We start from the raw sequence: 20583 nt of genomic DNA, 5'->3' as shown, positions 1-20583 counted from the left end.
TTTTGGGGCAGAAAGTAAATCCAACTGGATTAAGAATAGGAATCAATCAATCCTGGAATTCGATATGGTATAGTGATCGCAATTACTCTACTTTTTTGCATGAGGATTTAAAAATCAGGGATTTCTTAAAGAAAAAACTTTACTCGGCGGGGGTATCTAAAATTAATATCAGCAGAAAGGCCGAAAAATTAATTATCGATATATATACTGCCAGACCGGGAATGATATACGGGAAAAAGGGTTCCTCCGAATTTGAAAATTTAAAAACAGAGCTTGCAAGGCTTATTAAAATTAAAAATAAAGACATCAATATAAACATAATAGAGGTAAAGAAGCCTGAAATCGATGCTACTCTGGTAGCGGAAGGCATTGCTTCCCAGTTGGAAAAAAGAATAGCGTTCAAGAGGGCGATGAAAAAAAGTGTTTCAATGGCGTTGAAAAGCGGCGCGAAAGGTATTAAAATTACCTGCGGCGGCAGGCTTGCCGGGGCTGAAATTGCCAGAGCCGAATGGTATCGCGAAGGCAGGGTTCCGCTGCATACCCTCAGGGCGGATATTAACTATGGTACGGCGGAAGCCAATACGACATACGGAAAAATCGGCATTAAAGTGTGGATATATAAAGGAGATGTTCTTTAATTTTATAATTAATAGAAATAATAGAAAAAGCCAAAGGTGAATAAATATGTTAATGCCAGCTAAGACTAAATATAAAAAGCAGATGAAGGGAAGGATGAAAGGAAAAGCCTCGAGAGGCAATACTCTTGCCTTCGGTGATTTCGGACTCAAGGTTATAGAATGCGGATATATAACTTCAAAACAAATTGAAGCTGCGAGAATTGCGATGACAAGGTTTGTTAAAAGAGGCGGTAAAATTTGGATAAGAATATTTCCCGATAAGCCGATTACCAAAAAACCCGCCGAGACCAGAATGGGAAAAGGAAAAGGCAGCGTTGAGGAATGGGTGTGCGTTGCCAGGCCGGGATTAGTTTTGTATGAAATGGAAGGAATATCTAAAGAGATCGCACAGGAGGCCCTAAGGCTGGCATCCCATAAATTACCGCTTAAGACGATATTTATAGAAAGAGGAGAGTTTTAATATATGAAATATAATGAACTTAAAGCGATGAATGATGATGAACTTTTAGTTAAAGAAACCGATTTTAGAAAGGAAATTTTTAACTTGACTGTCCAAAAGTCTATAGGCTCTTTAGAAAATCCCAAAAGGATTAAAACGGTTAAAAAAGATATTGCGCGTATAAAAACGATTTTAAATGAAAGAGGCGGGAGGCAATTATGAAAAAAACCTATATAGGCATTGTGACTTCCGACAAAATGGATAAAACGATTGTTGCCGTAGTTTCTAATATCGTGAAACATCCTTTATACAAGAAATATGTAAAAAAGAACAAGAAATTTAAGATTCATGATGAAAAAAATACTGCAAAAATCGGGGATAAAGTTTTATTTATTGAAACGCGCCCGTTATCCAAAGAGAAAAGGTGGAATTTAAAAAAGATTCTTGAAAAACAGGCAAATTAAGATAAATTAAACGAGGGGCCATAATAATGATTCAAATGCAAACAATATTAGGATCTGCCGACAACTCGGGGGCGAAGAAACTCATGTGCATTAAAGTCCTCGGCGGATCAAAGCGTAAATATGCCGAAATTGGAGACATAATAGTTGTTTCTATAAAAGAAGCAATTCCTAATTCAAAGGTTAAAAAAGGCGATGTTTCTAAAGCGGTGATTGTAAGAACTGTAAAAGAAATAAAACGCCCTGACGGAAGTTACATAAGATTCGATAACAATTCGGCAGTTTTGATAAACACGCAGAATGAACCCGTAGGAACGCGTATTTTTGGACCCGTTGCAAGGGAACTGAGAGCAAAAAAATTTATGAGAATTATCTCATTAGCGCCAGAGGTTTTATAATATGACTATAAGATTAAAAAAGAACGACAGCGTTATGGTTTTAACAGGAAAAGAAAAGGGTAAGGTCGGTAAAATCATTCGTATCGATAAGGATGATAACAGGGTTTATATCGAAAAGATTAATATGATTAAAAGGCATATAAAACCGAGAAGCGCTCAGGAACCCGGCGGCATTATAGACAAAGAAGCAGGATTAGATATTTCAAATATCGGGCTTTATTGCTCAAAATGCAAAAAACCCGTCAGGTTTTCTGTAAAAGTTAATGAAAATAATAAGAAGATTAGAATTTGTAAAAAGTGCGGTTCTGAAGTTTAATTCTGGAGGATTTAAAATTGGCTTCGAGATATAAAGAATTTTATAAAAATGAGGTTGCCCCTAAGTTAATGGAAGAAACAGGTTATAAAAATGTTCACCAGATACCTAAATTGTCAAAAATCGTCATTAATATGGGTCTTGGGGAAGCAACATCAAATTCAAAGATTATTGAGCAATCCATAACGGAACTTGCTAAAATATCGGGCCAGAAGCCCGTGGTCGCAAAGGCGAAAAAATCTATTGCAGCTTTCAAATTAAAGGAAAATCAGGAGATAGGGTGCTTTGTTACCTTAAGAAATGAAAGGATGTATGACTTTTTCGACAAACTTATCAACATAGCTCTTCCGAGGGTTAGAGATTTTAAAGGCCTGTCAAAGAAGTCTTTTGACGGCTATGGGAATTATACATTTGGGGTTAAGGAACAGGTGATATTTCCGGAAATAAGCTATGAACTTATCGACAAGATTAAGGGAATGAATATAACGATAGTAACAACTGCAAAAAATAATGATGACGGATATAAACTTTTAAAAGGGTTTAATTTTCCTTTTAGAAATTAGGAGACAAAATATATGGCAAAAAAGTCTATGATTATTAAAGCGATCAGGAAGCCAAAGTTTAAAGTTCGCGCGCACAACAGGTGTCCGATATGCGGAAGACCGAGAGGATACTACAGGAAGTTCGATATGTGCAGAATATGTTTTAGAACTTTGTCGAGCAAGGGACTCATTCCCGGTGTCACAAAATCTAGTTGGTAGCAGACAGTTTAATTTATTTAAATGTATTTAATGAGGATGAATAAAATATGACATATCCAATATCTGATATGATTATAAGAATTAAAAATGCGTACAAAGTGGGTAAGGAAAGGGTAAATTTACCATATTCCGGGATCAAAGAAAACATATGCGTCATTCTTAAAAGAGAGGGTTTTATCGATGATTATGCAATAAATAATATAAAAGACAGCGCTTTTAAAAACATAGAAATTAAGCTGAGTTATTTTGAAAATAAAAAATCCACCATCATCGATATTAAAGTTACAAGTACTCCAGGGTTAAGATTTTACAAAAGGGCCTTGGATATTAAGTCATATAAAAACGGCTTAGGTATGGAAGTATTTTCAACCTCTGCAGGAATTTTGTCGGATGTCGAATGCAGGGAAAAAAATATCGGCGGACTATCGCTGCTGAAAGTTTTCTAACAAGATAAAAAAATTAAATAAGGTGTCGGCAAAATGTCTAGAATAGGTAAAAAAGCTATCGAGATTCCCAAAAATGTTTCCGCGGGCATTGCGGGTAATTTATTTACATGTACGGGACCTTTGGGGAAATTAACAAAAAAACTTCCCGAAGGCGTAATAGTAAAAATAGACGGGTCAAGTATATCCGTGGCATTAAAGGATGACAACCGCGATTTCGAAAAATATACGGGCTTAACAAGAACAATCATCGCAAATTCTATTAGCGGCGTTGTTAACGGATTTACAAAGGAGCTGGAAATTGTCGGAGTCGGGTATAGAGCGGAAATTAAGAGTAAAAATCTGTCTTTAAATTTGGGATTTTCGCATCCGATAAGTTTTATAATTCCGGAAGGGATCGGCATAAGCGTCGAGAAAAATACCTTATTGAAAATTTCAGGCTACGATAAGGAGCTTGTGGGATTTGTTGCTTCAAGGATTCGGAGTTTAAGAAAGCCGGAGCCTTATAAGGGGAAAGGCATTAAGTATTCAAGCGAAATTATTAAAAGAAAGGTTGGCAAGGCTTCAGGAAAATAAATAAATAGAAAAATAAAGGAATATTCTATGAAAGGTAAAAGTGAAAAAAGATCCCGTAGAAAGGCGCATATAAATAAGGTTTTAAAAAATAGTACAAAACCGAGATTATGCGTTTTTAAAAGTTTAAACAATATATATGCGCAGGTGTTTTCGCCTGACAATAAAGTCCTTGCGCAGGTTTCGTCGCTTTCAAAAGAATTAAAAGGTAAAATTAAAGGTCATGCGGGAAATATACCTGCCGCAAAAATTGTGGGAAGCGAAATAGCTGAATTATGTGTGCAAAAATCTATAACAGAGGTTGCATTTGATCGAAACGGCTATATTTATCACGGGAGAGTGAAAGCCCTTGCCGACGCCGCAAGAGAAAATGGTTTGAATTTTTAGGAGGGTAATTTGCAAAAAACAGGCATTGAAGATTTAAATATTCAGGATAAAGTAATCCATGTTTCCAGGGTTGCTAAGGTTGTTAAAGGAGGGAGGCGGTTTGGCTTTTCCGCATTAGTTGTCGTTGGCGATCCGGAAGCAAATTTTGTCGGAATCGGACTCGGTAAGGCAAAAGAGGTGCCGGAAGCGATTCGCAAGGGTTCGGAGCAGGCCAAAAAGAATATGATAAGGGTTAAAGTTCATAAGAACACTATTCCCCATGAGCAGTATGGCAAGGATGGAGCGGGTTATGTGTTTATGAAACCCGCGCCTGAAGGGACAGGTATTATCGCAGGCGGAGCAATGAGAGCAATATTTGAGCTTTCGGGGATTAAGAATGTTTACGCAAAATCTATCGGTTCATCAAATCCTCACAATGTCGCCAATGCCACATTGAAATGTATATCGTCGTTTTATTTTAAGGGCGAATTATTGAAAAGAAGAAAGAATAAGTCATTATCGTAAGTAATAATAGAGGAATATAAATAAAATGATAAATTTAAGCGAATTCGGCAAACATAATAACAAAAAAAGAAAGCGATTAGGAAGGGGTTCGGGATCGGGACACGGTCAGACATCGGGAAAAGGCAATAAAGGTCAGAATGCAAGAGCCGGCGGCGGCGTCAGGCCGGGTTTTGAAGGCGGGCAGATGCCGTACATTAGAAGGGTTCCCAAAAGAGGATTCAATAATCCATTAAAGGAACGATATGCCATAGTTAACCTTGATGCCCTGGCAAATCTAAAAGACGGGAATATCGATATAGATGTTTTAAAACAAAACGGAATATTAAAAAAGGGCGAAAAGAGGTTTAAGCTTTTGGGCAGCGGAGAGATTGATAGAAAATTGAATATAGTTTGCAATAAAATCTCGAAAAAAGCAAAGGAAAAGATAGAGAATAATGGTGGAGCCGTAAGGATAATATAATGGCGCAAAGCTTTGAAAATTTAGGGAAAATTCCGGAATTAAGAAACCGTATTCTTTATACGCTCTTAATGTTCATAGTTTTTAGAATCGGGGTTTATATTACGACCCCAGGTGTTAATCCGGTTGCCCTTACGCAATTTTTCCATGCCTCGAACAGCAATCTGTTCGGGCTTTTTAATATGTTTACGGGGGGAGCGCTATCCAGATTCTCGATATTTTCCTTAGGTATTATGCCGTATATAAGTTCTTCCATTATATTTCAAATGCTGCCCATGGTTATTCCTTCGTTAGAAAGATTGCAGAAAGAGGGCGGAGATGCAGGAAGAAAAAAATTTATGCAATATATAAGATATGGGACGGTTATTCTTTCCTTATTTCAGTCTATCGGCATTAGCTACGGCATCGAATTAATGAAAAGCCCCAGCGGAATGCCGGTTGTCGGCCACCCGGGGTTAAATTTTATGATGATATCGGTAATAGCCTTAACTGCCGGTACGGTTTTTGTAATGTGGATAGGAGAAGAGATTTCGGAGCACGGGATAGGAAACGGCATATCCCTTATAATATTCGCGGGAATTGTCGCCGCTATACCAGCGGCATTGATAAATACCATAAAGATCGTTCAAACCGGCGAACTTAATGTGATGCTTCTGATTCTGATTGTCGCAATGATGATTCTTGTAATAGGATTTATTGTTTTTGTGGAGTCTGCCCAAAGAAGAATACCGGTTCAGTACGCTAAAAAAATGGTTGGGAGGAAATTATATTCGGGTCAAAGCAGTTATCTCCCGATAAAAGTTAATACGCCGGGCGTCATTCCTCCTATTTTTGCGATGTCGATACTTCTTTTTCCTGCTACCATTGCAAATTTTATTAAACTTCCGGCTTTCGAGGGAATATCAAGTTATTTAAACCCTACAGGTTTGGTGTATAATATACTGTTCGTTGCATTAATTTTTTTCTTTTGTTATTTTTATACCGCAATTACATTTAAAGTCGATGATGTTGCAGATGATTTACGCAAATACGGCGGGAATATTCCGGGAATTAAACCGGGTAAATCCACCGCCCATTACATCGATAAAATTTTAAACAGGGTTACATTTATCGGAGCTATTTATGTTTCGGCAATTTGTTTATTGCCTACTATTTTAATTAATAAATTTCATGTCCCGTTTTACTTTGGAGGAACAGGGCTTTTGATAGTAGTGGTTGTGGCGATGGATACCATAGTTCAGATTCAATCACATTTATTATACAGGAATTATGATAGTTTGCTTAAAAAAGTTTCAAAAAAGAGATAATAATATCCCGATTTTTTAATTAACGGCGTATGAAAATTAATAATTTCAATTTGAGGTGAAAAATGAAGAGCAGGATTTTTATTTTAATCGGTCCTCCAGGGGCGGGCAAGGGAACTCAGGCTAAAAATATTGCAAATTTAAAGGATTTTGTTCTTATTTCCACAGGCGACCTTTTAAGAGAAAATGTGGAAAAAAAGACCGAACTTGGAATTACCGCGAAATCGTACATGGATAAAGGGGAACTTGTTCCCACCGAATTAGTTGCCCGTATGATAAAAGCCAATATTAAACAAAATATCGGCAGAAACGGGTTTTTATTTGACGGGTTTCCAAGAGATTTAGCGCAGAATACCCTTTTGAGCGAGATGCTGAAAGAATTTAATCTGGATGTTGACAAGGTAATTTATATAGATGTGAAAGATGAAGCAATTTATGAAAGGCTCACTAACAGGAGGATATGCCCTAAATGTAAAAAGGTTTATCACATGAAGTATAATCCTCCGAAACATGACGAGTTATGCGACGATTGCAATGTATCTCTTATCGTCAGAGACGACGACAAAATAGATGTAATTAAGAAAAGATTGGAAGTTTACCACAAATCGACCCAACCGTTAGTCGATTATTTTGAGAAGGGCGGCAGAATTACTAAAATTAACGGTGAAAGAACGCCTAAAGAAGTTGAGGGTGAGATTATTTCGAATATATAAGTATTAAATGATAAACCTTAAAAGTGAAGTTGATATTGAAGGAATAAGGAATGCAGGGATAATTGTCAGAAAAGTGCTTAATGAACTATCGAGCATTACTAAGCCGGGAATTGCAACAATGGAGTATAACAGCGTCTGCGAAGAGATTGCATTTTCTATGAATGCCGTGCCGGCATTTAAAGGATATAACGGATTTCCTTATTCGGTATGCGTTTCGGTTAATGAAGAAGTCGTTCACGGGTTTCCGTCAAAAAGAAGGCTTAGAGAAGGTGATATCGTAAGTATCGATTTTGGATCGTATTACAAAGATTACTATGCCGACGCCGCCATTACCGTTTCGGTTGGGGATATTTCAAATAAAGCCTTAAAGCTGATGGAAATAACCAAAGAGGCATTAAATCTTGGAATATCTAAGGCTGTACCGGGGAATAAACTTAACGATATTTCAAGGATAATCGAAGAATATGTCGTGAAAAATAATTTTGCGGTTGTGAGAGACTTTGTGGGGCATGGGGTTGGATTTAAATTGCACGAAGACCCCCAGGTTCCCAATTATTATATTAAAGATAACGATATATTACTGGAAGAAGGGTTGGTTATAGCGATTGAGCCCATGGTAAACGAATTTGGTTATAAAGTTAAAGTTAAGAAGAACGGATGGACAGTTGTTACGCGGGATAAAGGCCTATCGGCGCACTTCGAACATACAGTTGCCATAACAAAAGAAGGTCCGCAAATCTTAACATAAGGAAAAACTTAATGGCAAGCAAGGAAGATTTGATAGAGGTCGAAGGAACGGTTGTGGAACCGTTGCCCAATGCAATGTTTAGGGTTGAACTCGAAAATGGACATAAGGTATTAGCTCACATATCAGGGAAAATGCGCATGCATTATATTAAAATTCTTCCCGGCGATAAAGTGACCGTTCAGCTTTCACCTTATGATTTAACCCGGGGACGAATTATATTTAGAAGTAAGTAAATAAAATAAAAGTAAAAGGAAATTATAAAGGAGTTTAAAATTGAAAGTCAGATCTTCGGTTAAAAAAATATGCGATAAATGCAAGGTTGTAAAGAGAAAGGGCGTTGTAAGAATAATTTGTGAAAATCCAAAACATAAACAGCGTCAAGGTTAATAAGGAGGAAAAATGGCCAGAATTTCAGGAATTGACCTGCCAAAGGATAAAAGAATCGAAATTGCCTTAACTTATATTTTTGGGCTGGGGAGATCATTGTCGAAAAGAATTTTAGAAAAAGCTGATATCAGCCCGGATTTAAAGGCAAAAGATTTGACTGATGTCCAGGTTAACCTCATAAGGCAAATAATTGACGGTGAATATAAGGTTGAGGGTGATTTAAGAAGGGAAGTCCAGATGAATATAAAAAGGTTAATCGATATCGGGAGCTACAGGGGTCTCAGGCATAAAAGAGGATTGCCCGTAAGGGGACAGAGAACAAAAACTAATGCCAGAACAAGAAAAGGACCGAGGAAATCTACAACCTCAGGCAAATAACTTTTTTAATAACGATTTTATTTTTAAGAGGTATAAATGGCAAATACAAAAAAAAATATAGTAAAAAAGAAAAAAGAAAAGAAAAATATTCAAAATGCAATTGCTCACATAAAATCGACATTTAACAACACGATTGTTTGCATAACCGATTTAAGTGGCAATGTCCTTGCATGGTCTAGCGCGGGAACAAGCGGATTTAAGGGCTCCAGGAAAAGCACCCCTTATGCGGGACAGGTTGCAGCCGAACAGGTGGCTAAAAAAGTATCAGATTACGGGGTTTCCAATATCGAAGTATTCATTAAAGGTCCGGGAGGAGGAAGGGAATCGGCTCTTAGAGCTCTTCAAAGTTCCGGTTTTAACATTACAATGATTAAAGATGTAACGCCTATACCGCATAACGGATGCAGGCCTCCGAAAAGGAGAAGGGTGTGACAATATAAAAATTTACGAGGTGAAATGTGGCTAAATATAACGATGCCGTTTGCAAAATCTGCAGAAGAGAAGGGGCAAAGCTCTTTTTAAAAGGTGACAGATGTTATTCCGATAAATGTTCATATGATAAAAGAGAATATGCTCCAGGCGAACATAAAGGCGCCAGGAGAAAATTATCGGAGTACGGGGAGCAATTAAGGGAAAAACAGAAATTAAAGAGAACATATGGACTTTTAGAAAGGCAATTTAAAAAAACATATAGAACCGGTGAAAAAATGAAAGGAATAACCGGTGAAAATTTGCTGTCTTTATTGGAAAGAAGGCTTGATAATGCGGTTTATGCTTTTGGATTTGCAAATTCAAGGAAATTAGCAAGACTTTTGGTTGCCCACGGGCATTTTACGGTTAACGGAAGAAAGGTAAATATTCCTTCATATGTTTTAAAGCCTGGCGATGAAGTTATGGTATGCGAAAAGAGTAGAAAATGCGATCTTATCAATAGTTCATTGGAGTCTTCTGTGAGAAAGATGCGCCCCGGATATTTCGAACTTGATAAGGACGCATATAAAGGCGTGATAAAGAGCATTCCAGAAAGAGACGAAATTATCTCGACAGCTAACGAGAAACTTATAGTCGAGCTTTATTCTAAATAGACAGACGCCTAATAAAAAATTTTGGAGGCAATATGAAAAAAAATTGGCTTTCGCTTATTAAGCCAAAAAAAATCGAGTTTGAAAAAGAAACATACACGGATTATTATGGAAAATTAGTAGTCGAACCTTTAGAAAGAGGGTTTGGAGTTACCGTTGGTAATTCACTCAGGAGGGTTCTTTTGTCTTCGATAGTCGGCTATAAGATATCGGAGGTTAAAATAGACGGCATATCCCATGAATTTTCACCTGTTCCTGGTATTGTGGAAGATGTCTCGGAAATTATTTTAAATTTAAAGGATATTGATTTTAACATGACCACAGGCGAGCCTGAATTAGTATATCTTGACATAGATAGGGAAGGAGATGTTTATGCTTCGGATATAAAAACATCTCAAAATATTGAAGTTGTCAATAAAGAAAAAAAGATATTAAGGATAGCAAAGGGCGGCCATTTTAAAGCCGAGATGCTTGTCAGGGGCGGAAGAGGGTATGTGCCGAGCGAACTCAATACGCGGGAGGACGCGCCGATTGGAACGATAACCTTAGATGTGGCTTATTCCCCGATTAAAAAGGTTACAATGGATGTATCTTACGCAAGAGTCGGCGGAATAACGGACTATGATAAACTTGTAATGGAGATATATACCAATGGATTTATTACTCCTGAGGATGCGCTTAACGAATCGGCTTTGATTTTACAGGAACAGATTTCGGTTTTTGTCGCCTTCGAGGAAATGGAGCAGTTAATTGAAAAAAAACCGCAATTCGAAAACGAAAAACCTAAAGAAAATCAGATAAACGAAAATCTTTTTAAAAATGTCGATGAGCTTGAACTTTCGGTTAGATCCGCAAATTGTCTAAAAAACGCCAATATAAAAACCATTTATGAGCTGGTTCAAAAAACCGAGGGAGAAATGCTTAGAACAAAGAATTTCGGAAGAAAATCTCTTAATGAGATAAAAGAGGTTTTGTCCACAATGGGTTTAAATTTTGGAATGAAACTTGACAATGTAAGTATCCAAAAACAAGAGAAATAATTTATTATAAATAGGGGTATGCAATGCGTCACAGGAAAATTAAAACCAGGTTAAACAGAACATCTTCACATAGAACCTCGCTCTTAAGAAATATGGCGTCCTCTCTTATAGAACATGAAAGGATTGAGACCACTTTGCCGAAGGCAAAGGTCCTGAGAAGTTATGTGGAAAAACTTATTACAATAGGTAAAATAGATTCCGTTGCCAAAAGAAGGCTTGCATTTTCAAGGCTTAGGAGTAAAGGGGCTACTACTAAGCTTTTTAAAGAGTTGGGGCCGAGATATAAAGATAGGCCGGGAGGATATGTCAGGATTATAAAAACAGGTTTTAGGTCCGGAGATTTAAGTCCTATGGGTTTTATAGAATTTGTCGTGAAAGAAGAAAAATAGTCTTACAAAATTGTTCATAGGCTTTAATCCAGCATTAGAAATTTTATTTTCTGGATTCCCGCTTTCGCGGGAATGACTATGCGGGATTAAGGTTTTAACCCAACAGTCGTCATTCCCGCGAAAGCGGGAATCCAGATTTAACATAGCTTTTGAGTATATAATGTAATTTTTAATGCAGGATTAAAGATAGGCAACAAACTATAATAAAGATTAAAAGTATGATATAATCATCACTGTTATGCCTATCACAAGTTTTGAGGATATTTTAAATATACCGGACACATTTAATGTAATCCCCGTAATACAAGAAATAAGCGGGGATATGGATACCCCGATATCCATATTTTCTTCCTTTTATAAAGAATCATACGCATTTTTTTTTGAAAGCGCCGAAGGTGTGGGTCGTTGGGGAAGATATTCATTTATATGCTTAAACCCATTTTTGACCATCAGCCTGTATAAAGATGTGTTAAGCATTGACAATTTTGGCGGTTCAAGTCTTAAGTTTCCCGAAACTATTAATCTCAAAGACTTAAACGAAGATATATTTTCATATTTAAAAAAAATCCTGTCTAACTTTAGGCTATATGGAAAAGACCTGCCCGAAGCTTTTACGGGGGGTTTATTCGGCTATTTAAGTTACGAGATAAGCAGTCTTATCGAAAAACTTCCCCCTCATAAAGCAGATATTACGGATGTTTACGATCTTTTTTTTATGCTCCCCCGGGATATTATAATTTATGACTCTTTAACTCAAATTATCATGGTAGTATCGTTTTTATTTAAAGATAATTTAGAACAGCGGAATCTTAAAGAAGCATATGAGTCCTCATTAAATAGAATAAATGAAATAACCTCTTTGATTAAAAAAAGGGGGGTAGGAACGGATGCAGGTACTGTCGGTGCAGGTAAAAAATTTGATATTAAGATTATCGATGAAATAGATTTTGACGAATATAAGCAAAAGGTTTTAATGGCCAAAGAGTACATTCTGCGCGGGGATATATTTCAGGTGCAGGTATCCAGAAGGAAAAAAATCTTAAATCCGCCGCCCCCGTTCCTTTTTTATCGGGCGCTAAGGCTTGTCAATCCTTCCCCGTATATGTTTTATCTTAAAATTAAAGATTTTGCCATTGTAGGTTCTTCGCCGGAAAACTTAGTAAAAGTCGCCGGAGGTTTCATCGAAACCAGACCTATAGCGGGAACAATTAAGCGGGGGGAAAATCCCGCCGAGGACGATTACCTTGCGGTTAAACTATTAAACGACCAGAAAGAACGGGCGGAACATATCATGCTTGTGGATTTAGGGAGAAACGACATCGGAAGGGTTTCTAAAAAAGGAACCGTTAAAGTCGAAAGGCTTATGTATATCGAAAAATATTCCCATGTTCAACATATAGTTACAAGCGTGGTTTCGGAAATAGAAAACGGCAAGGACGGATTTGATTTAATCAGGGCGACATATCCTGCAGGTACGGTAACCGGCGCTCCAAAAGTTAGGGCAATGGAAATAATCAATGAGCTTGAAGACTCAAAAAGGGGTGTTTATGCGGGGGGAGTTGGATATTTCGGGTTTTTAGAAGATAACAGATGTCAAAAAATGGAATTTTGCATAACGATTAGAACGGCGTTATTTAAGGAAGATGCCGCATACATTCAGGCGGCAGGCGGAATAGTATATGATTCCACGCCCGAAAATGAATTTATGGAAACGGAAAATAAATTAAAGCACTTGATAGCGGCATTTAATCTTGTAAATAGACTTAATTAGAGTTTATGATATTAATTATAGATAATTATGATTCGTTTACTTATAATATAGTTCAATATGTGGGCGAATTGGGGTTCGAAGCGGCTGTTTTTAGAAATGACGCTATCGATGTTTCGTCGGTTAAAAAGATGAATCCCGAGAAAATTATTATATCGCCTGGGCCAAAATCCCCGCTTGAAGCGGGAATCACTGTCGATATTATTAAAAATTTTTATGACAAAATCCCAATATTAGGCGTTTGCCTCGGTCATCAGGCTATCGGCTATGCCTTTGGGGCAGAAATAGTCCGCGCCAAAAATATAATGCACGGAAAGGTTTCGTCTATCAAACACGATTCGTCTATTATTTACAAAGATATACCAAATCCGTTTGAAGCCACAAGGTATCACTCGCTTATTATAAAAAAAGAAAAACTTCCGGACATTATAAATATTACTGCAACAAGCGAGGATGACGGCGAGATTATGGGTATCGAGCTTAAAGGCTATAAGACATACGGGGTTCAGTTTCATCCCGAGTCTGTTCTTACGGCTTATGGCAAGCAAATAATTAACAATTTCTTATCTATATAATTTTACGGGCTAAAAATGGAAGAAAATTTTATTAAAACTATACTGGATAGAGTTGCTAATAACGCTGCTTTAAGTAAAGGCGAATCTTATAAAGCTTTTAATATGATTTTAAACGGCGAGTTCACAAACGCGCAAATCGGCTCTTTTTTGACATCCCTTAAAATAAAAGGAGAAAATGTCGGGGAGATAGCCGGAGCGGCAAATGCTATGAGAGAAAATGTTCTTCCAATACCATTGGAGAATTCTATCCAATTAGAATTAGTAGATACATGCGGGACAGGCGGGGATTGCAAAAATACTTTTAATATTTCTACCTGCGCTGCATTGATTGCCGCAGGGGCAGGGGTTAAAATAGCAAAACACGGAAACTACGGTGTTTCCTCGAAGTCCGGCAGCGCCGATGTTTTAAAAGAGTTGGGCGTAAACATTTTTATGGACCCGCAAAAGGTTTTGAAATCCATAGAATATGCAAATATCGGTTTTTTATTTGCGCCAAACTTCCATACGGCAATGAAATTTGCGGCCCCGGCAAGAAAAGAATTAGGATTTAAAACCATATTTAACATATTGGGGCCCCTGACTAATCCATTCGGAGCTAAAAAACAAATTATTGGGGCATACTCTAAAAATTTAGCGGAAAAAATTGTCGAAGTTTTGAGATTATTAAATACCGAAAGGGCTTTTGTCGTATATGGCAGGGATGGAATAGATGAGGTCAGCCTTTCGTCCATTACGGATATTTACGAATTAAACTCCGGCGATATAAGACATTTTGAATTCAATCCGAAAGAATATGGATTTGATTTTTCTGAGCAGACCGTATTTCAATCATTTTCGGTTGCCGAAAATGCGAAAATTATATATGATATTATCAGCGGTAATCCTGGCCCTAAGGCCGATATAGCGCTTTTAAATGCAGGATTTGCTATTTTGGTTTCGGGGAAAGCGGGCAACTTAAATGAAGCGCTTGATGCGGCAAGGTATTCTATCCTGTCCGGAAGGGCAATGAAATCTTTACAAAACCTGATTGAAATTTCCAATAAATAATGAAATAATGGTTGAAATGCAGTATTAACAACTGGATAATAATATGATTTTAGACGGTATATTAAAAGAAAAAACAAAAGAGGTAGAAAAATTTAAAGCTTCTATAAACGAGCCCGAATACAAAGCCCAAGCTTATCAAGCCTTTTATGGATTAAGAAGTTTAAAAAAAGCCTTAAAGCCGAGATCTAACGGAGAAGCTGTGTCTTACCGGATTTGCAGCATAATCGCGGAAGTAAAGAAGGCTTCCCCGTCAAAAGGGGTTTTGATTCGCGATTTTAAACCTGATGAAATTGCAGGGGTTTACGAAAAAGCCGGGGCAAGCGCCATTTCCGTTTTAACCGATAAGACGTTTTTTATGGGCAGTCCTTCGGATATATTAAAAGTCAGGAATGCGGTTCATCTTCCTATTTTAAGAAAAGATTTTATTATCGATGAAATTCAAGTTTTTGAGTCTAAAATAATAGGGGCGGATGCAATTCTTTTAATTATTAAAGCATTGTCCTCCGAACAATATAAAAATCTCCTTTCTCTTGCCCGGGAACTTTCCTTAGAAGTTCTTACCGAAATCTCAAATGATGAGGAGCTTGATATAGCAATGAAATATAATGCGGAGATTATAGGGATTAACAGCAGGGACCTTCTGACATTCAAAACCGATTTATTTAAAACGGCAAGGATTGCGGAGAAAATACCCCCTGGCAAGCTGATCGTTGCAGAAAGCGGTATTAGCGGAAGGGGGGACATCGAAATGCTGATGAAAAGAGGGATTAATTCTTTTCTTATAGGCGAAGCCCTCGTTACCTCGGATGACGCGTTGAAAAAATTAAAAGACCTTTTATTGCCATACACGATAAACAGTTATTTATGAGGTTTAAGTTAAAAATGCAAAATATTCCAAAGATAAAAATATGCGGGATAACTAACCTTGATGATGCCGAAGAAGCCGTAAGGCTGGGCGCAGACAGCATAGGTTTTATATTTTACGACAAATCAAAAAGAGGTATAATTCCCGAAAAGGCAAAAGAGATTATCGGCGCTTTGCATAAAACTAAAGAAAAATTTTCTAAAGAATTTTTAAGGGTTAACCGGGATATTGTTATTGCAGGTGTTTTTGTCGATGAAGAACAGGAAAAGATTAAAACCATCGTTAATGATTTAGGCATCGATATCGTTCAGCTATCGGGCACGGAGTCAACCGGTTATATCGAAGATTTAAATTTAGACAAAAACAGAATTCTTAAAGCTGTTCATATAAAAGATGAAGCCGATATCGAAAAGATTTATTATTATAAAAATGCGGGCGTTAATATACTTTTAGATACTTACGCAGGCGGAGGCATTTACGGAGGGACGGGTTTGCCGTTTGACTTAAATCTTATAAAAAATCTTGATTTAAGTTCCATGGTTATAGCGGGAGGAATAGGTCCTGATAATATAAAGTATATTACGGAAACCGTAATGCCTTACGGTTTTGATCTTTCTTCGAAAATCGAGGAGTTCCCCGGGAAAAAAGATTATAAAAAAATGAGCAGTTTTTTTGATAATTTTAAAGGAGCAGTATATGAAATTGCCTGATAATATGGGGCATTTTGGCGATTACGGCGGAAGGTATATATCCGAGACATTGATGCCCGCGATAATCGAACTTGAAGAATTTTATAAAAAGATTCGAAAAGATAATAGTTTTAAAAAAGAGTTTAACTATTATTTAAAAAATTATGTCGGAAGGCCGAGCCCCTTATTTTATGCGAAAAGGCTTTCGGATATTTATAAATCTGAAATTTACCTTAAAAGGGAAGATTTAAACCATACGGGAGCCCATAAAATTAATAACACGATCGGTCAGGCTTTACTTGCGGTAAAGATGGGGAAAAAGAGAATTATTGCCGAAACGGGGGCAGGTCAGCACGGCGTTGCAACGGCCACCGTCTGTGCCCTTTTTGATCTTGAATGTGAGATATTCATGGGAAAAAAGGATATTGAAAGGCAGGAGCAGAATGTTTTTAGAATGGAACTTTTAGGGGCGCATGTTAATCCTGTGGAATCAGGTTCTCAAACACTTAAAGATGCCATGAATGAGGCGTTAAGAGACTGGATTGCAAATGTAAAAAATACTTATTATATGATCGGAACCGTTGCTGGACCCCACCCTTATCCTCAAATAGTAAGAGATTTTCAATCGGTTATAGGGAAAGAAATTTTAAAGCAGATTAAAAAGCTTCCCGATATTATGATAGCCTGTATAGGCGGGGGGAGCAATGCCATGGGGATGTTTTACCCGTTTATGAAATATGATAAGGTTAAAATGTACGGCATTGAAGCCGGCGGTTTGGGAATAGAAACAGGAATGCATGCGGCATCCATTTCGGGCGGAACTCCGGGGGTATTGCATGGAAACAAAACTTATCTGCTTCAGGATGAATTCGGCAGAATAAAAGAGGCGCACTCAATTGCGGCAGGACTGGATTATCCGGGCGTCGGCCCCGAACACAGCTATTTTGCCGATAAAAAAAGAATTATTTTTGACAGCGTAACAGACGAAGAAGCGGTTTCGGCTTTTCAAATGCTCTGTAAATTGGAAGGCATTATTCCTGCGTTAGAAAGCGCGCATGCTATTGCATATTTGGAAAAAATTAAAAGCGGGATAAAAGGAAAATCGGTTATTATAAATCTTTCGGGCAGGGGCGATAAAGATATGCACACGGTCTCCGACTATATTTTATCTAAATAAATTTAAAACATGGATTCCCGCTGAAGCGGGTTGGGACAATGCCATTCCGGCACGGGATATAAATAAATAATAAAAATGAACAAAATCGATACTTTTTTTAATAAACTTAAGGCCGCAAACAGAACAGCTTTTATACCTTTTATTTCCATAGGAGACCCCGACATCGAAACATCGTTCGAAATAGCTAAAACATTGGTAAATAACGGGGCGGATATGATTGAGTTAGGATTTCCTTTTTCCGACCCTATGGCGGACGGAAAGGTTATACAAAAATCATACGAAAGGGCATTAAAAAACATAATTTCAATGCAGGATGCCTTTGATTTTATAAAAAGGCTTAAGGCTTATCGGGACATACCCGTTATTTTTTTCACATATTACAACCCTGTTTTTGTCTTAGGGCCTAAATTTGCGACAGGTGCGGCTAACGCGGGAGTTGACGGCGTTTTAATCGTGGATTTACCGCCGGAAGAGAGCGGTGAATTTACCAAATATATTAAGAAAAAGGATATATACCAGATTTTCTTGCTTGCGCCGACGACCGATATTGATAGAATGAGGTATATTCTGTCCTATGCTAAGGGATTTGTTTATTATGTCAGCGTGACCGGAGTCACGGGGGCAAGAGAAACCCTGTCCGCGGCTATTCGCTCCAAAGTGGAAGAGATTAAGAAGATAAGCGATATTCCCGTAGGAATAGGTTTTGGAATCTCCACTAAAGAACAGGTAATAGAAATAAGCGAATATGCCGATGCCGTCATAATCGGATCAAAAATTATTCAGTTTATAGAAAATAATATTAATGATAAATCAAGGATTTTAAAAGAAATAGCCGAATTTTCATCCAATATCGGGTCAAGCCTTTCATAATTGAATTTTTCTGTAAATAATTTATCTAATTTATACTTTATTATTATATTATGCTTTTATTTAAGCCTAAAAACGGAAAGAAAGAACAGGGAAAGCTGGCGATACCTGAAGGTTTATGGATAAAATGCCCGAGCTGCAGCGAGATTATTTACAAAAAAGAGCTTGAAAGAAATCTCGAGGTTTGCCCAAAATGTAATTATCATTTTAGGATTAATGCGGACAGAAGGATTAATATAACATTCGATGAAGGCAGTTTTAAAAGCCTTTTTGAAGATATTACGCCGCAAGATTTGCTTGATTTTACGGACACAAAAAAATACAGGGATAGGCTTAAGGAAGACAGCAAAAAAACCGGACTGTCGGATGCGGTTATTTCGGGAGAAGGAACTATAGATAAAATAAGGGTAGCGGCTACCCTTTTTGATTTTAATTTTATGGGCGGTTCGATGGGCAGGGTTGTTGGAGAGAAAATAGCAAAGACTTTTGAATACGCCATCCAAAAAAAACTTCCCGTAATAATTTTCTCCTCCTCAGGCGGCGCCAGAATGCAGGAAGGGATTTTTTCGCTGATGCAAATGGCTAAAACCGTTGCTTTTGTTTCGGAATTTCAAAAGGTTTCCCTTCCCTATATATCTGTCGTAACCGACCCCACAACCGGCGGCGTATCGGCAAGCTTTGCAAGCTTAGGCGATGTTATAATTGCGGAACCTAAGGCATTAATAGGGTTTGCAGGTCCAAGGGTTATCGAAAAAACTATACATCAAAGTCTTCCTGAGGGATTCCAAAGATCCGAGTATCTTTTGGAACACGGAATGATAGACATGATAGTCGAAAGAAAAGATATTAAAAATACGCTAAAAAATCTGTTGCTTCTTCTTGTAAATGAGTAAATTTGATGCGCTGCACGACAAAAGCGGCTTTATTATAAATTTAGGACTTGAACGAATAACAGCCTTACTGAGTTATGCAGGCAATCCCCAGGAAAGACTAAAAATAATACATATAACGGGAACTAACGGTAAGGGTTCGGTAAGCAGGTTTATGTACGCAATATTAAAGGAGCATGGCTTAAAAACCGGTCTTTATACTTCGCCTCATCTTGTAAGTTTTAACGAAAGAATAATAATAGGAGACAGAAAAATAGATGATTACGATCTGGAAAGACTTAACCTTTTTTTTAAAAAAATTATTTTAAACAATAAAGAATTTGAGAAATTAGGCGAACCTTCGTTTTTTGAACTTACTACGGCGGTATGCTTTAAATATTTCGAGGAGCAGCATGTCGATATAGCTATAATAGAGGCAGGTCTCGGCGGAAAGTTAGACGCGACTAATGTAATTAAAAAACCGCTTCTTTCGGTAATTACAAACATATCGATGGATCATAAGGATATTTTAGGAAATTCTTTAAAAAAGATTGCTATCGACAAGGCAGGGATTGTCAAAAAGGGGTCGTTTGTCGCAACGGGCGAAAAAAAAACAAAAATAAAAGGGGTTATAAAAGAACGCGCCTTAAGCTTAGATGTTCCGTTTTTTTCTACCTGTCAGGTAAAACTTTATAAAATAAAAAATCTTTATAATTATAGCGGCTTAAAATTAATATTAAAGGGTATAAAATTACATAATCAGGCGTGGTATCAAAAATATAATTTAGGGCTTGCCCTTTTATCATTAGAAATTATTTATAATAATTATAAGGATATTTTAGGGCTAAAAATTAAAAAGAATCTAATTAAAACAGGCATATCCAAGTTTAATAACGAGGGAAGGTTCGAGATAATAAAATATAAAAATTACGATTTGATTTTAGACGGGGCGCACAATCCTGAAGGGATTAAAAACCTTGTCATATCTTTGCAAAGAGGATTTAAAAATAGCAAATTCGTTATCATTTTTGCCGTCATGAAAGATAAAGATTATAAAACGATGTTAAGGAGGCTGTCGGCTTTAAACGGGTCTATAATTTTCACGGATTTGAATATGGATAGGGCAAAAGATATAAAAGAACTGGAGTCGGCGTCTAAAGAACATAATTATTTTAAAAATACTTTTTGCTCAAAAAATATAAAAGAGGGGTTAGATTTAGCTTTTAAATATAAAGAAAAAAATGATTTAATACTCATTTGCGGTTCGCTTTATTTAATAGGGGAATTCAAACGAATAGTTCTTAATTAGAT

Annotated in this window: 32 protein-coding genes; all 32 read left to right on the top strand. The window is 37.1% G+C overall.

The features are described 5' to 3' along the window. The first annotated feature begins 2 nt into the window (after positions 1-2). The 32 genes from EVJ47_02500 to EVJ47_02345 all read left to right on the top strand — a co-directional run bounded on the left by EVJ47_02500 (position 3) and on the right by EVJ47_02345 (position 20581). Entirely contained in the window at positions 3-638 is a 636-nt protein-coding gene (locus tag EVJ47_02500) for a 30S ribosomal protein S3 (GenBank protein RZD15163.1), read from the top strand. Positions 639-684: 46 nt separating this feature from the next. Further along, positions 685-1098: a 50S ribosomal protein L16 gene (locus tag EVJ47_02495; GenBank protein ID RZD15162.1), complete on the top strand. Its 414-nt coding sequence runs from the start codon at positions 685-687 to the stop codon at positions 1096-1098. Between the two features lie 3 nt (positions 1099-1101). After that, a complete protein-coding gene (locus EVJ47_02490; protein RZD15161.1) occupies positions 1102-1299 on the top strand; it encodes a 50S ribosomal protein L29 in 198 nt (65 codons plus the stop codon). Further along, entirely contained in the window at positions 1296-1541 is a 246-nt protein-coding gene (locus EVJ47_02485; protein RZD15160.1) for a 30S ribosomal protein S17, read from the top strand. The genes EVJ47_02490 and EVJ47_02485 overlap by 4 nt, the downstream gene beginning before the upstream one ends. A 26-nt stretch (positions 1542-1567) precedes the next feature. Further along, the gene (locus EVJ47_02480) at positions 1568-1936 is read left to right on the top strand and encodes a 50S ribosomal protein L14 (GenBank protein ID RZD15159.1); all 369 of its coding nucleotides are present in this window, start codon (positions 1568-1570) and stop codon (positions 1934-1936) included. A gap of 1 nt (position 1937) precedes the next feature. Further along, the gene (locus EVJ47_02475) at positions 1938-2252 is read left to right on the top strand and encodes a 50S ribosomal protein L24 (GenBank protein ID RZD15158.1); all 315 of its coding nucleotides are present in this window, start codon (positions 1938-1940) and stop codon (positions 2250-2252) included. A gap of 17 nt (positions 2253-2269) precedes the next feature. Then, positions 2270-2812, top strand: coding sequence for a 50S ribosomal protein L5 (locus tag EVJ47_02470; GenBank protein RZD15157.1), 543 nt, complete (start codon positions 2270-2272; stop codon positions 2810-2812). Between the two features lie 12 nt (positions 2813-2824). Further along, positions 2825-3010 (top strand): type Z 30S ribosomal protein S14, encoded by a 186-nt coding sequence (locus tag EVJ47_02465; GenBank protein RZD15156.1) that lies wholly within the window; start codon positions 2825-2827, stop codon positions 3008-3010. Between the two features lie 47 nt (positions 3011-3057). Then, positions 3058-3456, top strand: coding sequence for a 30S ribosomal protein S8 (locus EVJ47_02460; protein RZD15155.1), 399 nt, complete (start codon positions 3058-3060; stop codon positions 3454-3456). Positions 3457-3489: 33 nt separating this feature from the next. Further along, complete coding sequence (locus EVJ47_02455; GenBank protein ID RZD15154.1) at positions 3490-4029, top strand: 50S ribosomal protein L6; 540 nt, start codon at positions 3490-3492, stop codon at positions 4027-4029. A 27-nt stretch (positions 4030-4056) separates the two neighbouring features. After that, complete coding sequence (locus EVJ47_02450; protein ID RZD15153.1) at positions 4057-4413, top strand: 50S ribosomal protein L18; 357 nt, start codon at positions 4057-4059, stop codon at positions 4411-4413. A gap of 9 nt (positions 4414-4422) precedes the next feature. Next, positions 4423-4917: a 30S ribosomal protein S5 gene (locus tag EVJ47_02445; GenBank protein RZD15152.1), complete on the top strand. Its 495-nt coding sequence runs from the start codon at positions 4423-4425 to the stop codon at positions 4915-4917. A 25-nt stretch (positions 4918-4942) separates the two neighbouring features. After that, positions 4943-5377 carry a 50S ribosomal protein L15 gene (locus EVJ47_02440; GenBank protein ID RZD15151.1) on the top strand — a complete coding sequence of 145 codons (435 nt, stop codon included), beginning with the start codon at positions 4943-4945 and terminating at the stop codon, positions 5375-5377. Next, the gene (secY, locus tag EVJ47_02435) at positions 5377-6681 is read left to right on the top strand and encodes a preprotein translocase subunit SecY (GenBank protein RZD15150.1); all 1305 of its coding nucleotides are present in this window, start codon (positions 5377-5379) and stop codon (positions 6679-6681) included. Before EVJ47_02440 ends, secY begins: the two co-directional genes overlap by 1 nt. A gap of 62 nt (positions 6682-6743) precedes the next feature. Next, positions 6744-7391: an adenylate kinase gene (locus EVJ47_02430; GenBank protein ID RZD15149.1), complete on the top strand. Its 648-nt coding sequence runs from the start codon at positions 6744-6746 to the stop codon at positions 7389-7391. A gap of 7 nt (positions 7392-7398) precedes the next feature. Beyond that, on the top strand, positions 7399-8139 hold the full coding sequence (gene map / locus EVJ47_02425) for a type I methionyl aminopeptidase (protein ID RZD15148.1): 741 nt from the start codon (positions 7399-7401) through the stop codon (positions 8137-8139). A gap of 11 nt (positions 8140-8150) precedes the next feature. Continuing rightward, entirely contained in the window at positions 8151-8372 is a 222-nt protein-coding gene (locus EVJ47_02420) for a translation initiation factor IF-1 (GenBank protein RZD15147.1), read from the top strand. A gap of 40 nt (positions 8373-8412) precedes the next feature. Next, a complete protein-coding gene (locus EVJ47_02415; protein ID RZD15146.1) occupies positions 8413-8526 on the top strand; it encodes a 50S ribosomal protein L36 in 114 nt (37 codons plus the stop codon). A 12-nt stretch (positions 8527-8538) separates the two neighbouring features. Beyond that, positions 8539-8904 carry a 30S ribosomal protein S13 gene (locus EVJ47_02410; protein ID RZD15145.1) on the top strand — a complete coding sequence of 122 codons (366 nt, stop codon included), beginning with the start codon at positions 8539-8541 and terminating at the stop codon, positions 8902-8904. A gap of 36 nt (positions 8905-8940) precedes the next feature. Next, complete coding sequence (locus tag EVJ47_02405) at positions 8941-9336, top strand: 30S ribosomal protein S11 (GenBank protein ID RZD15144.1); 396 nt, start codon at positions 8941-8943, stop codon at positions 9334-9336. Between the two features lie 26 nt (positions 9337-9362). Further along, positions 9363-9989, top strand: a complete 627-nt coding sequence (locus tag EVJ47_02400) for a 30S ribosomal protein S4 (GenBank protein RZD15143.1) — start codon at positions 9363-9365, stop codon at positions 9987-9989. A gap of 32 nt (positions 9990-10021) precedes the next feature. Continuing rightward, entirely contained in the window at positions 10022-11026 is a 1005-nt protein-coding gene (locus EVJ47_02395) for a DNA-directed RNA polymerase subunit alpha (GenBank protein ID RZD15142.1), read from the top strand. Positions 11027-11049: 23 nt separating this feature from the next. Next, the gene (locus tag EVJ47_02390) at positions 11050-11415 is read left to right on the top strand and encodes a 50S ribosomal protein L17 (protein RZD15141.1); all 366 of its coding nucleotides are present in this window, start codon (positions 11050-11052) and stop codon (positions 11413-11415) included. Positions 11416-11653: 238 nt separating this feature from the next. Beyond that, a complete protein-coding gene (locus tag EVJ47_02385; protein RZD15140.1) occupies positions 11654-13186 on the top strand; it encodes an anthranilate synthase component I family protein in 1533 nt (510 codons plus the stop codon). Between the two features lie 5 nt (positions 13187-13191). After that, a complete protein-coding gene (locus EVJ47_02380) occupies positions 13192-13758 on the top strand; it encodes an aminodeoxychorismate/anthranilate synthase component II (protein RZD15139.1) in 567 nt (188 codons plus the stop codon). 15 nt (positions 13759-13773) lie between these two features. Next, positions 13774-14805, top strand: coding sequence for an anthranilate phosphoribosyltransferase (gene trpD, locus EVJ47_02375; GenBank protein RZD15138.1), 1032 nt, complete (start codon positions 13774-13776; stop codon positions 14803-14805). Between the two features lie 43 nt (positions 14806-14848). After that, the gene (gene trpC / locus EVJ47_02370) at positions 14849-15673 is read left to right on the top strand and encodes an indole-3-glycerol phosphate synthase TrpC (protein ID RZD15137.1); all 825 of its coding nucleotides are present in this window, start codon (positions 14849-14851) and stop codon (positions 15671-15673) included. Continuing rightward, complete coding sequence (locus tag EVJ47_02365) at positions 15670-16380, top strand: phosphoribosylanthranilate isomerase (protein RZD15136.1); 711 nt, start codon at positions 15670-15672, stop codon at positions 16378-16380. Before trpC ends, EVJ47_02365 begins: the two co-directional genes overlap by 4 nt. Further along, positions 16367-17536, top strand: coding sequence for a tryptophan synthase subunit beta (gene trpB, locus EVJ47_02360; GenBank protein RZD15135.1), 1170 nt, complete (start codon positions 16367-16369; stop codon positions 17534-17536). Before EVJ47_02365 ends, trpB begins: the two co-directional genes overlap by 14 nt. A 75-nt stretch (positions 17537-17611) precedes the next feature. Beyond that, positions 17612-18406, top strand: coding sequence for a tryptophan synthase subunit alpha (locus EVJ47_02355; GenBank protein RZD15134.1), 795 nt, complete (start codon positions 17612-17614; stop codon positions 18404-18406). Between the two features lie 50 nt (positions 18407-18456). Further along, positions 18457-19296, top strand: coding sequence for an acetyl-CoA carboxylase carboxyltransferase subunit beta (locus EVJ47_02350; GenBank protein RZD15133.1), 840 nt, complete (start codon positions 18457-18459; stop codon positions 19294-19296). Then, positions 19289-20581 (top strand): bifunctional folylpolyglutamate synthase/dihydrofolate synthase, encoded by a 1293-nt coding sequence (locus EVJ47_02345; GenBank protein ID RZD15132.1) that lies wholly within the window; start codon positions 19289-19291, stop codon positions 20579-20581. Before EVJ47_02350 ends, EVJ47_02345 begins: the two co-directional genes overlap by 8 nt. Positions 20582-20583: the final 2 nt, after the last annotated feature.

Source organism: Candidatus Acidulodesulfobacterium ferriphilum, from assembly GCA_004195035.1.
Classification (GTDB): Bacteria; SZUA-79; SZUA-79; order Acidulodesulfobacterales; family Acidulodesulfobacteraceae; genus Acidulodesulfobacterium; species Acidulodesulfobacterium ferriphilum.
This window is presented reverse-complemented; position numbering and strand designations above follow the sequence as displayed.

What these genes read in the sequence shown, in the direction of transcription:
- EVJ47_02365 (RZD15136.1), top strand. Translation starts at nt 15,670, where the DNA reads ATGAGGTTTAAGTTAAAAATGCAAAATATTCCAAAGATAAAAATATGC.
- EVJ47_02405 (RZD15144.1), top strand. Translation starts at nt 8,941, where the DNA reads ATGGCAAATACAAAAAAAAATATAGTAAAAAAGAAAAAAGAAAAGAAA.
- trpD (RZD15138.1), top strand. Translation starts at nt 13,774, where the DNA reads ATGGAAGAAAATTTTATTAAAACTATACTGGATAGAGTTGCTAATAAC.
- EVJ47_02410 (RZD15145.1), top strand. Translation starts at nt 8,539, where the DNA reads ATGGCCAGAATTTCAGGAATTGACCTGCCAAAGGATAAAAGAATCGAA.
- trpC (RZD15137.1), top strand. Translation starts at nt 14,849, where the DNA reads ATGATTTTAGACGGTATATTAAAAGAAAAAACAAAAGAGGTAGAAAAA.
- EVJ47_02395 (RZD15142.1), top strand. Translation starts at nt 10,022, where the DNA reads ATGAAAAAAAATTGGCTTTCGCTTATTAAGCCAAAAAAAATCGAGTTT.
- EVJ47_02490 (RZD15161.1), top strand. Translation starts at nt 1,102, where the DNA reads ATGAAATATAATGAACTTAAAGCGATGAATGATGATGAACTTTTAGTT.
- trpB (RZD15135.1), top strand. Translation starts at nt 16,367, where the DNA reads ATGAAATTGCCTGATAATATGGGGCATTTTGGCGATTACGGCGGAAGG.
- EVJ47_02440 (RZD15151.1), top strand. Translation starts at nt 4,943, where the DNA reads ATGATAAATTTAAGCGAATTCGGCAAACATAATAACAAAAAAAGAAAG.
- EVJ47_02380 (RZD15139.1), top strand. Translation starts at nt 13,192, where the DNA reads ATGATATTAATTATAGATAATTATGATTCGTTTACTTATAATATAGTT.
- EVJ47_02350 (RZD15133.1), top strand. Translation starts at nt 18,457, where the DNA reads ATGCTTTTATTTAAGCCTAAAAACGGAAAGAAAGAACAGGGAAAGCTG.
- map (RZD15148.1), top strand. Translation starts at nt 7,399, where the DNA reads ATGATAAACCTTAAAAGTGAAGTTGATATTGAAGGAATAAGGAATGCA.
- EVJ47_02450 (RZD15153.1), top strand. Translation starts at nt 4,057, where the DNA reads ATGAAAGGTAAAAGTGAAAAAAGATCCCGTAGAAAGGCGCATATAAAT.
- EVJ47_02485 (RZD15160.1), top strand. Translation starts at nt 1,296, where the DNA reads ATGAAAAAAACCTATATAGGCATTGTGACTTCCGACAAAATGGATAAA.
- EVJ47_02430 (RZD15149.1), top strand. Translation starts at nt 6,744, where the DNA reads ATGAAGAGCAGGATTTTTATTTTAATCGGTCCTCCAGGGGCGGGCAAG.
- EVJ47_02455 (RZD15154.1), top strand. Translation starts at nt 3,490, where the DNA reads ATGTCTAGAATAGGTAAAAAAGCTATCGAGATTCCCAAAAATGTTTCC.
- EVJ47_02480 (RZD15159.1), top strand. Translation starts at nt 1,568, where the DNA reads ATGATTCAAATGCAAACAATATTAGGATCTGCCGACAACTCGGGGGCG.
- EVJ47_02460 (RZD15155.1), top strand. Translation starts at nt 3,058, where the DNA reads ATGACATATCCAATATCTGATATGATTATAAGAATTAAAAATGCGTAC.
- EVJ47_02420 (RZD15147.1), top strand. Translation starts at nt 8,151, where the DNA reads ATGGCAAGCAAGGAAGATTTGATAGAGGTCGAAGGAACGGTTGTGGAA.
- EVJ47_02465 (RZD15156.1), top strand. Translation starts at nt 2,825, where the DNA reads ATGGCAAAAAAGTCTATGATTATTAAAGCGATCAGGAAGCCAAAGTTT.
- EVJ47_02345 (RZD15132.1), top strand. Translation starts at nt 19,289, where the DNA reads ATGAGTAAATTTGATGCGCTGCACGACAAAAGCGGCTTTATTATAAAT.
- EVJ47_02475 (RZD15158.1), top strand. Translation starts at nt 1,938, where the DNA reads ATGACTATAAGATTAAAAAAGAACGACAGCGTTATGGTTTTAACAGGA.
- EVJ47_02385 (RZD15140.1), top strand. Translation starts at nt 11,654, where the DNA reads ATGCCTATCACAAGTTTTGAGGATATTTTAAATATACCGGACACATTT.
- EVJ47_02390 (RZD15141.1), top strand. Translation starts at nt 11,050, where the DNA reads ATGCGTCACAGGAAAATTAAAACCAGGTTAAACAGAACATCTTCACAT.
- EVJ47_02355 (RZD15134.1), top strand. Translation starts at nt 17,612, where the DNA reads ATGAACAAAATCGATACTTTTTTTAATAAACTTAAGGCCGCAAACAGA.
- secY (RZD15150.1), top strand. Translation starts at nt 5,377, where the DNA reads ATGGCGCAAAGCTTTGAAAATTTAGGGAAAATTCCGGAATTAAGAAAC.
- EVJ47_02495 (RZD15162.1), top strand. Translation starts at nt 685, where the DNA reads ATGTTAATGCCAGCTAAGACTAAATATAAAAAGCAGATGAAGGGAAGG.